Source organism: Streptomyces sp. MB09-02B, assembly GCF_033794485.1.
In the GTDB taxonomy this organism is placed as follows: domain Bacteria; phylum Actinomycetota; class Actinomycetes; order Streptomycetales; family Streptomycetaceae; genus Streptomyces.
Map to the genome: position 1 here is coordinate 1 of NZ_JARGEE010000405.1, position 7,911 is coordinate 7,911.

The 7,911-nt window shown below is 70.9% G+C and carries 8 protein-coding genes; 2 read left to right on the top strand and 6 right to left on the bottom strand.

Features of this window, described 5'->3' with window-relative positions:
* Nucleotides 1-157: 157 nt before the first annotated feature.
* Complete coding sequence (locus tag P1P70_RS36040; protein WP_319245299.1) at nt 158-1,732, top strand: oxidoreductase; 1,575 nt, start codon at nt 158-160, stop codon at nt 1,730-1,732.
* A gap of 25 nt (nt 1,733-1,757) precedes the next feature.
* Here P1P70_RS36040 and P1P70_RS36045 read toward each other — a convergent pair whose 3' ends face one another.
* The 6 genes from P1P70_RS36045 to P1P70_RS36070 form a co-directional block, all read right to left on the bottom strand.
* A complete protein-coding gene (locus P1P70_RS36045; protein ID WP_319245301.1) occupies nt 1,758-2,117 on the bottom strand; it encodes a cytidine deaminase in 360 nt (119 codons plus the stop codon).
* A gap of 49 nt (nt 2,118-2,166) precedes the next feature.
* A complete protein-coding gene (locus tag P1P70_RS36050; protein ID WP_319245303.1) occupies nt 2,167-2,526 on the bottom strand; it encodes an MmcQ/YjbR family DNA-binding protein in 360 nt (119 codons plus the stop codon).
* Nucleotides 2,523-3,830, bottom strand: a complete 1,308-nt coding sequence (locus tag P1P70_RS36055) for a hemolysin family protein (RefSeq protein ID WP_319245305.1) — start codon at nt 3,828-3,830, stop codon at nt 2,523-2,525. Before P1P70_RS36055 ends, P1P70_RS36050 begins: the two co-directional genes overlap by 4 nt.
* Complete coding sequence (gene ybeY, locus P1P70_RS36060) at nt 3,827-4,324, bottom strand: rRNA maturation RNase YbeY (RefSeq protein WP_086759164.1); 498 nt, start codon at nt 4,322-4,324, stop codon at nt 3,827-3,829. Before ybeY ends, P1P70_RS36055 begins: the two co-directional genes overlap by 4 nt.
* Nucleotides 4,325-4,338: 14 nt before the next feature.
* Nucleotides 4,339-5,412: a PhoH family protein gene (locus P1P70_RS36065; RefSeq protein ID WP_319245307.1), complete on the bottom strand. Its 1,074-nt coding sequence runs from the start codon at nt 5,410-5,412 to the stop codon at nt 4,339-4,341.
* Nucleotides 5,413-5,641: 229 nt separating this feature from the next.
* On the bottom strand, nt 5,642-6,445 hold the full coding sequence (locus P1P70_RS36070) for an IclR family transcriptional regulator (protein ID WP_319245308.1): 804 nt from the start codon (nt 6,443-6,445) through the stop codon (nt 5,642-5,644).
* A gap of 116 nt (nt 6,446-6,561) precedes the next feature.
* On the opposite strand from P1P70_RS36070, the gene P1P70_RS36075 reads away from it, so the two are divergent.
* Nucleotides 6,562-7,863: a glucarate dehydratase family protein gene (locus P1P70_RS36075; RefSeq protein ID WP_319245310.1), complete on the top strand. Its 1,302-nt coding sequence runs from the start codon at nt 6,562-6,564 to the stop codon at nt 7,861-7,863.
* Nucleotides 7,864-7,911 lie beyond the last annotated feature (48 nt).

A 7,911-nucleotide genomic window follows, 5' to 3' on the forward strand; every position in this document is an offset into this window, starting at 1 on the left:
CGTGAGCCATGAACGGCAGCGGCCTGATAGCCACACCCGGCACCCCTGGGCGACCCAACCCTACGAACGGCTCGATCAACCCGCTCAAGAAGGTAGAGCGGCCTGAGCCAGGAATCCCCTTCCCTTCAGGGAGGGGAGGATTCAATACCCTGTACTGGTGCTCAGCTACGAGGAGTTGACGGGGCCGGAACGTGAGCTGTGGGACGCGTTCCCGGAGGGGCGGCGGGTCGATCTGCGGACGGGGGTGCCGGAGGAGGACCGGGTCACCGACGGCGAGGGCTGGGGGCCCGAGCGCACGGTACGGGCGACGGTGATCGTGGCGCTGCTGCTGGGTGCCAACGCCGCCCAGCGGCCCGGCGCGGTCGGCTCGCTCTCCCTCGCCGGCGCGCGGATCTCCGGCCATGTCGACCTGGCCGGCGCCCGGATCGAGCATCCCCTCTGGCTGGAGGGCTGCTGGTTCGAGCAGGAGGTGAACCTCTACGGGGCGGAGACCCGGACGGTCGCCATCATGAGCAGCCGGGTGCCCCGACTGGAGGCCGGGGCGAGCCGGATCGGCGGACGTCTCGACCTGCACGGCACCCAGGTGGAGGCCGGGCCGCCCTCCTCGCCCTTCCACCGCGCGAGCACCGCCCTGTCGCTCGTCAACGCCCATGTGGCGGGCGGCATCATGCTGAACAAGGCCCGGCTGATCGCACCCGGCGGCTGGGCCATGGCCGCCGGTGGCCTGATCGTCGAAGGAGGCCTCTTCTGCCGGCGCGGCTTCGTCGCCGACGGCGAGATCCGGCTGCTGGGCGCCCAGTTGCCCGGCGGACTGTTCTTCCAGGGGGCCCGCCTGGAACGGCCCGGCCCGCAGGGGGTGACCCTCGCCCTGGACAACGCCGTCGCCCAGACGGTCGACTGCTCCGGCGGATTCGTCTCCCACGGCACCATCCGCCTGCGGGGCGCCCAGATCACGGACAACCTGACCTTCGAGGGCGCCGTCCTGAACGGGCCGCCCGCCGACGGCGCGGGCACCGGCCCGGCCCTGATGGCCATGCTCGTGCAGGCCGCCGACTTCGACTTCGCCCTGGCCCGGCGGCCGACGGGCGCGGTGGATCTACGGGGCGCCCAGGTGTCGTACCTCCACGAGAGCGCACACAGCTGGCCCGAGGTCGTGGAGCTGGACGGCTTCGTCTACGGCTCGATCAAGTCCGCCGAGGCGGACGGCGAGCGACGGGAGGCGGTGAGCGGCCCGGCGGCCGTGAACCGCCGAGTGGAGTGGATACGCCGCAGCCCGGGCTACAGCCCGCAGCCGTACGAGCAACTCGCGGCCTGGTACCGCAAGGTCGGGCACGACGACGACGCCCGCCGGGTGCTGCTGGCCAAACAACGACACCGGCGGAGCACGCTCTCCCCGGCGGCCCGCCTCTGGGGCCACCTCCTCGACGCGACCGTCGGCTACGGCTACCGCCCCTGGCTGGCCGGTGTCTGGCTGCTCGCGCTGGTCCTGCTGGGGACGACGGCGTTCGACACCGCCACCCCCACCGCGGTGAAACAGGACGAGGGCGCGCCCTTCCAGCCGCTCGTCTACACCCTCGACCTGCTGGTCCCCATCGGCGGCCTGGGCCAGCGCACGGCCTGGTACTGGACGGACGGCACCCTCCAGTGGCTGGCCTACGCCCTGATCGCCGTCGGCTGGATCCTCACGACGGCCGTCATCGCGGGAGTGACCCGCACCCTGCAGAAGAACTAGCGGGACTTCCCGGGGGGCGCGGTCCTCAGCCCGCCGTCACCGTCGCGCGCACCGACCCGTCCGGCCCCGCCAGCAGGACCGGGGTCCCGGGCCCGCCGAGGTCCCGCACAGCGGCCCGGTCCTCGTCGGAGACGGTCTCCGCGGCGGTCACCACGGCCGCCGCCTCCAGGGACTTCGCGCCGGAGGCCACCGCCATGGCGACGGCCGTGCGCAGCGCGCTGAGCCGCAGGGAGTCCAGGGCCACGGTCCCGGCGACATACGTACGGCCCGTCTCGTCACGTACGGCCGCCCCCTCGGGCACCCCGTTGCGGGCCCGCGCGGAACGGGCGAGCGTGACGATCTTCCGGTCCTCGGGATCGAGGTCGAGCGCGCTGCTGTCGGTCATGAGCCGAGCATACGGAGACCCGGCCGGTCCGCGACGCCCCGGGGTGCGCTCACGCCCGGTCGAGACGCAGGCGCTCCGCGCGGGGCAGACCCGCGACCACCAGGTCGTACGAGTCCTCGATCAGCTCCTCGACCAGGCGGTCCGGGAGGCCTGCTTCGAGGGCGACGGTGTTCCAGTGGCGTTTGTTCATGTGATAGCCGGGGGTGATGAGGCCGGGGTGCTCGGTGCGCAGCCGGACCGCGTCCTCGGGGTCGCACTTGAGGTTGACCTTCAGGGGCCGCTGGTCGATCCAGCTCAGGGCGAACATCTTGCCGAGGACCTTGAAGACGGAGATGTCGGGGCGGAAGGGGAAGTCCTCGACGGCCTCATTGAAGGAGAGGCAGAAGGCTCTCAACTCCTGTGGTGTCACTCGGACTTCTTCTCCTCCTCCGGCGACCCGGCGGGACCGATCGGCTCCACCAGCACCGTGACGATCTTGTTCCGGCGGCCGGCGGCGGCCTCCGCGGTGAGCCGCAGTTCGCGCTCGTCCGGGAGGGCCACGACCGAGGAGGCACCGGCGATGGGGACACGGCCGAGGGCCTTGGCGAGGAGGCCTCCCACGGTCTCCACGTCCTCGTCGTCGTAGGCGTCGAGGCCGTACAGCTCGCCGAGGTCGGTGATGTCGAGGCGCGCGGTGACGCGGTAGCGGTCGTCGCCCAGCTCCTCCACCGGCGGCAGCTCCCGGTCGTACTCGTCGGTGATCTCGCCGACGATCTCCTCCAGGATGTCCTCGATGGTGACGATGCCGGCGGTGCCGCCGTACTCGTCGATGACGACGGCGACGTGGTTGCGCTCCTGCTGCATCTCGCGCAGCAGGTCACCGGCGTTCTTGGTGTCGGGGACGAAGACGGCCGGGCGCATGGCCGTGGACACCAGTTCGCTCTCGGCGTCCCGGCTGATGTGCGTCTTGCGGGCCAGGTCCTTCAGGTACACGATCCCGACGATGTCGTCCTCGTTCTCCCCCGTGACCGGTATCCGCGAGAAACCGGAGCGCAGGGCGAGGGTGAGGGCCTGCCGGATGGTCTTGTACCGCTCGATGGCGACCAGGTCGGTGCGCGGGACCATCACCTCACGCACGAGGGTGTCGCCGAGCTCGAAGACGGAGTGCACCATGCGGCGCTCCTCCGCCTCGATCAGGGACTCCTTCTCCGCGAGGTCGACCAGCGCCCGCAGCTCGGCCTCGGAGGCGAACGGGCCCCGGCGGAAGCCCTTGCCGGGCGTCAACGCGTTACCGATGAGGATCAGCAGGTTCGGGATCGGGCCCATGATCCGGGCCAGCGGCAGCAGCACGTACGCCGCCGCCGTGGCCGTGTTCAGGGGGTGCTGGCGGCCGATGGTGCGCGGGGAGACGCCGACGGCCACGTACGACACCAGGACCATCACCCCGATGGCGACGACCAGGGCCTCCCAGGTCGCGTCGAACTCCTGCAGGCAGGCGTAGGTGACAAGCGCGGCGGCGGCCATCTCGCAGACCACGCGCACCAGCAGCGCCACGTTCAGATAGCGGGTCGGGTCCGCCGAGATCTGGGCGAGTCCCGCGCTGCCGCGCCGCCCGGCCCGTACGGCCTCCTCGGCGCGGAAGCTGGAGACGCGCGCGAGGCCCGCCTCCGCGCAGGCCGCGAGCCAGGCGACGACGACCAGGGCGACGGCACCACCGATGAGAGTCGCGCTCATGACACGGTCGGTGCCGGGGAGGGGCCGGTGAAGCCCTTCTCCGCGCGCCAGCCGTCCACGATGGCGGCCTGGAGGCCGAACATCTCGGCCTTCTCGTCCGGCTCCTCGTGGTCGTAGCCCAGCAGGTGCAGCACCCCGTGGACGGTGAGGAGCTGGAGCTCCTCGTCCATGGAGTGCTGCGTCTCCGCTTCCTTGCCCTGCTTCTCGGCGACCTCGGGGCAGAGCACGATGTCGCCGAGCAGGCCCTGCGGCGGCTCGTCGTCGTCCTTCGACGGCGGCCGCAGCTCGTCCATCGGGAAGGACATGACGTCCGTCGGACCGGGCAGGTCCATCCACTGGATGTGCAGCTGCTCCATGGCGTCGGCGTCCACCACGATCACCGAGAGCTCGGAGAGGGGGTGGATGCGCATCCGTGTCAGCGCGTAGCGGGCGATGTCGAGGATCGCCTGCTCGTCGACCTCGGTTCCGGACTCGTTGTTGACGTCGATCGACATGGTGCGGTGTCTGTCTACTTCCCCTTGGGCCCGGACTGCCTGCCCCGGCCGCCCTTGTGGCCGCCGTTCTCGGTGCCGTGCTCGCTGTCGTACTTCTCGTACGCGTCGACGATACGGCCGACGAGCTTGTGCCGGACGACATCCTGCGACGACAGCCGGGAGAAGTGCACGTCGTCCAAGCCCTCCAGGATGTCCTGCACCTGGCGCAGACCGGACTTCGTGCCGTTCGGCAGGTCGACCTGCGTCACGTCACCCGTGATCACGATCTTCGAGTCGAAGCCGAGGCGGGTGAGGAACATCTTCATCTGCTCGGGCGAGGTGTTCTGCGCCTCGTCGAGGATGATGAAGGCGTCGTTGAGCGTGCGACCGCGCATGTATGCCAGCGGCGCGACCTCGATGGTCCCGGCGGCCATCAGCCGGGGGATCGAGTCGGGGTCGAGCATGTCGTGCAGCGCGTCGTACAACGGGCGCAGGTAGGGGTCGATCTTCTCGTAGAGGGTGCCGGGGAGGAATCCGAGGCGTTCGCCGGCCTCGACCGCCGGGCGGGTCAGGATGATCCGGTTGACCTGCTTGGACTGCAGGGCCTGGACCGCCTTGGCCATGGCGAGGTACGTCTTGCCTGTGCCGGCCGGGCCGATGCCGAAGACGATCGTGTGCTTGTCGATGGCGTCGACGTACCGCTTCTGGTTGAGCGTCTTGGGGCGGATCGTGCGGCCACGCGAGGACAGGATGTTCTGTGTCAGCACCTCGGCCGGGGTCTCCAGGCCTTCGCTCTTCCCGTTCTCGCTCGCCCTCAGCATGGCGATCGAGCGTTCCACCGCGTCCTCCGTCATCGGCTGTCCGGTGCGGAGCACCAGCATCATCTCGTCGAACAGGCGCTGGACGAGAGCGACTTCGGGGGAGTCGCCGACCGCGCTGATCTCATTGCCCCGGACATGGATGTCGACCGCCGGGAAGGCCTTCTCGATCACGCGCAGGAGGGAGTCGCCGGAGCCCAGCACGGTCACCATGGGGTGCGCCGCGGGGACGGTGAACTGCGCTCTCGCCTTGCCCTGCGCGGGGGTGTGAGCTGTGCGTGTCTGAGTCATGGGCCGGCTCTGTAGGCCGCGGGTCCTCCTCTTGACCGTGGGGCTCGTGTTGCCCTTTCCCAGGGTACGACGCGGCGGTGACAGTGCCGTAGGGCTTTTACCGGGGGAGCTCGGGGCCGCGGGTACGTGGCCGTCTGCGGGCCGGTGGGGCTTCTCGCGCCCACGCGGCGGAGCCGCATATCGATACAGCCCCGCGCCCCTGAAAAGCAGGGGCTGCGCCCCGTGCTTTTCAGCGCCAGGCCGGCGCGCCGCCGGCTGCACCCGGGGTCGTCTCCTCGATCTTCGTTCGGATCTCTCTCATCACCGTCACGATCCGTTCCCCGTGCTCCGGGGTGAGGCGGGCCACCGGGACCGAGCAGCTGATGGCGTCGGTGGCGGGGGTGTCGGTGCGCAGGGCGAAGCCGAAGCCGATGATGCCGGGGACGCCTTCCTCGCGGTCGACGGCGTAGCCGCGGGCGCGGACGGTGGCGAGGTCCGCGGCGAGGGCGGCGCGGGTGGTGTGGGTGCGGGGAGTGAGCGCCTGGTAGGGGCCCTCGGGGAGGCCCACGTCGGGGCGTTCGGCGAGGAGGGCCTTGCCGAGGGCGCCGGCGTGGGCGGGGAGGCGGCGTCCCACGCGGCTGATGGTGCGCAGGTACTCGTGGGACTCGCGGGTCGCCAGGTACGCGACGTCCATGCCGTCGAGGCGGGCGAGGTGGACCGTCTCACCGAGCGCGTCGGACGCCTCGTCGAGGTAGGGCCGTACGGTGCGTACGCGGGGGTCGGAGTCCAGGTAGCTGGTGCCGGTGAGCAGGGCGCGGATACCGATGCCGTAGAGGGAGCCGGTGGTGTCCGTGCGGACCCAGCCCCGGCCGATCAGGGTCTGGAGCAGGGCGTACATCGAGCTGCGCGGGACCCGCAGCTCGTCCGCCAGCTCCTGGAGGCGGGCGGGCCGGTCGCCGCGCGCGGCCAGCAGTTCGAGCAGGTCGACCGTGCGCGCGGCCGACTTCACCACACGGACGCCGCCCCCTGTTTCCGACCCGCGCGTTTCCGACATGCGCCGATCGTAGGAGACGGCACGGCGTCATTGACCCGATCGGTTCACCTATCTAACCTCCATCTCTATACATAGATGACTTCAGGTGGAAGACGACCTCACGTAGGAGCCGCCCCGTGACCGCGACACGTGACCTGACCATCACCGAGGTCCGGCTGACCCCGATCCTGGTCGCCGACCCGCCGCTGCTGAACACGCAGGGGGTGCACCAGCCGTACACCCCGCGGCTGATCGTGGAGGTGGTGACCGCCGACGGGATCACGGGGGTGGGCGAGACGTACGGCGACACCAAGTACCTGGAGCTGGCCCGGCCGTTCGCGGCGAAGCTCGTGGGCCGCCAGGTCAGCGACCTGAACGGGCTGTTCACGCTCGCCGACGAGGTGGCCGTCGACGGGTCGCGGGTCTCCGGGCAGGTCGACGTGGGCGGGCTGCGCGGGGTCCAGACGGCCGACAAGCTGCGGCTGTCGGTCGTGTCGGGCTTCGAGGTCGCCTGCCTCGACGCGCTCGGCAAGGCCCTGGGGCTTCCCGTGCACGCGCTGCTCGGCGGGAAGGTGCGGGACAGCGTGGAGTACAGCGCATACCTCTTCTACAGGTGGGCCGACCATCCCGAGGGCGTCGTGGGCGAGCGGGACGACTGGGGGGCCGCCGTGGACCCGGCCGGGGTCGTGGAGCAGGCCCGCCGGTTCAAGGAGCGGTACGGGTTCACGTCGTTCAAGCTCAAGGGGGGTGTCTTCCCGCCGGACGAGGAGGTCGCGGCGGTCCGCGCGCTGGCCGAGGCGTTCCCCGGGCACCCGCTGCGGCTGGACCCGAACGGGGCCTGGTCCGTGGAGACCTCGCTGAAGGTCGCCGACGAGCTCGGCGACGTGCTCGAGTACCTGGAGGACCCGGCGCTCGGGACGCCCGCGATGGCCGAGGTGGCGTCGCGGACGTCGGTTCCGCTGGCCACCAACATGTGTGTGACGACCTTCGCGGAGATCGAGGAGGCGTTCACGAAGGGGGCCGTGCAGGTCGTCCTGTCCGACCACCACTACTGGGGCGGGCTGCGCAACACGCGTGAACTGGCCGCGATCTGCCGGACGTTCGGGGTCGGGGTGTCCATGCACTCCAACACCCACCTGGGGATCAGCCTCGCGGCGATGACCCATGTGGCGTCGACCGTGCCGAACCTGCACCACGCCTGCGACTCCCACTACCCCTGGCAGTCGGAGGACGTCCTCACCTCGCGGCTCACCTTCGAGGACGGCGCGGTACGGGTGTCGGACGCGCCGGGACTGGGGGTCGAACTGGACCGGGACAGGCTGGATTTCCTGCACCAGCGGTGGCTGTCCGACGACGGTTCCCTGCGGGAGCGGGACGACGCGGCGGCGATGCGGGTGGCGGAGCCGGGGTGGGTGACGCCGGCGGTGCCGCGCTGGTGAGGCCGGTTGTTCGTCTGCGGGTGAATGGGGCTTGGGGGTGAATGGGGC

Bases quoted from the DNA above. Each gene is read 5' to 3' on its own strand.
- P1P70_RS36045 (WP_319245301.1), bottom strand. From the start codon at position 2,117: ATGACCGACAGCAGCGCGCTCGACCTCGATCCCGAGGACCGGAAGATC.
- P1P70_RS36055 (WP_319245305.1), bottom strand. From the start codon at position 3,830: ATGAGCGCGACTCTCATCGGTGGTGCCGTCGCCCTGGTCGTCGTCGCC.
- ybeY (WP_086759164.1), bottom strand. From the start codon at position 4,324: ATGTCGATCGACGTCAACAACGAGTCCGGAACCGAGGTCGACGAGCAG.
- P1P70_RS36065 (WP_319245307.1), bottom strand. From the start codon at position 5,412: ATGACTCAGACACGCACAGCTCACACCCCCGCGCAGGGCAAGGCGAGA.
- P1P70_RS36070 (WP_319245308.1), bottom strand. From the start codon at position 6,445: ATGTCGGAAACGCGCGGGTCGGAAACAGGGGGCGGCGTCCGTGTGGTG.